2 protein-coding genes are annotated in these 2028 nt (G+C 58.4%); both read left to right on the top strand.

Annotation, left to right across the window (positions count from 1 at the left end):
* Positions 1 to 16 precede the first annotated feature (16 nt).
* Positions 17 to 841: a carbamoyltransferase HypF gene (locus HZB60_09085; GenBank protein MBI5059914.1), complete on the top strand. Its 825-nt coding sequence runs from the start codon at positions 17 to 19 to the stop codon at positions 839 to 841.
* Complete coding sequence (locus HZB60_09080) at positions 786 to 1985, top strand: carbamoyltransferase HypF (GenBank protein ID MBI5059913.1); 1200 nt, start codon at positions 786 to 788, stop codon at positions 1983 to 1985. Before HZB60_09085 ends, HZB60_09080 begins: the two co-directional genes overlap by 56 nt.
* The last annotated feature ends 43 nt before the right edge of the window (positions 1986 to 2028 follow it).

Genomic DNA, 2028 nt, shown 5'->3' with positions numbered 1-2028 from the left:
CGGGCAACGGACTCTTGTGATTCCGCCGGATTTAGCCACCTGTGCGGATTGTCTGCGCGAGATCAAGGATCCTCATGACCGTCGCTTTGGCTATCCATTCCTGACCTGCACACAATGCGGCCCGCGGTATAGCCTGCTCACGGCAATTCCGTACGAGCGATCCAACACGACGATGGCAGTGTTCGAACTCTGTTCCGCTTGTCGCACGGAGTATTTCACCGAAGCAGATCGGCGCTTTCATGCGGAATCGATCGCCTGTCCCAAGTGTGGTCCGCGCCTACGCCTGTGGGATGAGCAGGGCCGTGACGTTGCGAGTGGTGAGGCGGCTTTGCGTCAGGCTCATGGCATGCTCGATCAAGGACTCATTGTCGCGGTGAAGGGACTGGGTGGGTTTCAGCTCTGGGTCGATGCGGCATCGGAGGAGGCTGTCCGTCGATTGCGGGATCGCAAACGACGGCCTGAAAAACCCTTCGCCGTGCTATTCCCGTCCGTTGATGCGATTAGAGACTATTGCCTGTTGTCGTCGGACGAGGAAGCGCTTCTCTGTTCGTCCCAAGCGCCGATCGTCCTGGTGCGGAAGCGGCAGGATGCAGTCCTCGCCGAGGCCGTGGCGCCTGGCAATCCCTATCTGGGCGCGATGCTACCGGCGACACCGCTGCATCATCTTATGATGGCGGCGCTCAGGCATCCTATGGTTGCCACGAGCGGCAATCGATCCGAAGAACCCATCGTGACCGACGAGCGGGAGGCTGGATGGGGAACAAAAAGAAAACCCCAAAGCCGATGTGATGATCCTCCGGCGAGCGCGAGGCTATGTGCCGCAGGCCATCCGCTGGAATGACGACGTCTCAGATGGAATGGCGAAAGGTCCGATTCTCGCTGTGGGTGGACATCTGAAAAACACCATCGCTCTTCTGACGGGCAATCGCGTGATGCTCAGTCAGCACCTTGGAGATCTATCTACCATGGAATCGGACAGGGCCTTCCGGCAGGCAGTTGAGGATCTCCAGCGGTTGCTTGACGTTAAACCGCAGGCCATCGCCTGTGATCTCCACCCTGATTATCATTCGACCAGCTTCGCGCGGACGTTGAGCGAAGCCCTACCTGTTCCTCTGGTTCCTGTGCAGCACCACCATGCCCACGTGGCCTCCTGCATGGCGGAACACAAACTCGACGGTGAAGTACTCGGCGTTGCCTGGGACGGAGCCGGATATGGAACGGACGGGCAAGTGTGGGGTGGAGAATGTTTGATCTCGAGCTATCGGCAGTTCAGCCGGTTTGCTTCCCTCAAGCCCTTTCGGTTGTTGGGTGGAGAGGCAGCCATGAAAGAGCCCAGCCGATCTGCGGCAGCGCTCTTGTGGGAGCTGATGGAAGAGAAGATGCTGGTGCACGATGTACCTTCTTGGAACGTGTCGCACGGTCAGCGTGAGAAGTTCGCAAGTCTATTGAAGTCCGGCATCGCGTCGCCTTGGACCTCAAGCATGGGGCGACTGTTCGCCGCCGTGGCATCGCTCACCGGCCTGTGCCACCAAACTTCCTTTGAGGGGCAAGCGGCCATGGCCGTTCAGTTTGCTGCGGAGCAAGAAGCGGAGGCAGGCGGGGACACGGTCGAAGGATATCCGATGGATCTGGTCCCCAGTCACAGTTCCGATACAAAGTGGACGATCGATTGGCGTCCCATGGTGAGCGCCGTCTTAGACGATCTTTGCCGAGGCTGCTCTTCTGTACGGATTGCGGCCCGGTTTCATGCGGGCCTTGCTGAAGGCGTTGTTCGTGTTGCCCACACAGCTGGCCTGCCGCGTGTCGTCCTGACCGGCGGCTGTTTTCAGAATCGATTGCTTCTGTCATTAGTGAGACACCGGTTGGAGAGTGCAGGATTCACCGCCCATAGTCACCATCTGGTTCCGCCCAACGATGGGGGATTATCGTTGGGACAGGCGGTCGTTGCTGCTCACTGTCTGAATGACATTCGGCGAGAAAGATAGAGACTAGTGTTGCATCACACAAATTCTACTAGTAATCCGCTCA

The organism is candidate division KSB1 bacterium, assembly GCA_016214895.1.
In the GTDB taxonomy this organism is placed as follows: Bacteria; Electryoneota; RPQS01; order RPQS01; family RPQS01; genus JACRMR01.
Note: the sequence above shows the minus strand (reverse complement) of the source record. Positions and strands in the feature narration are given on the sequence as shown.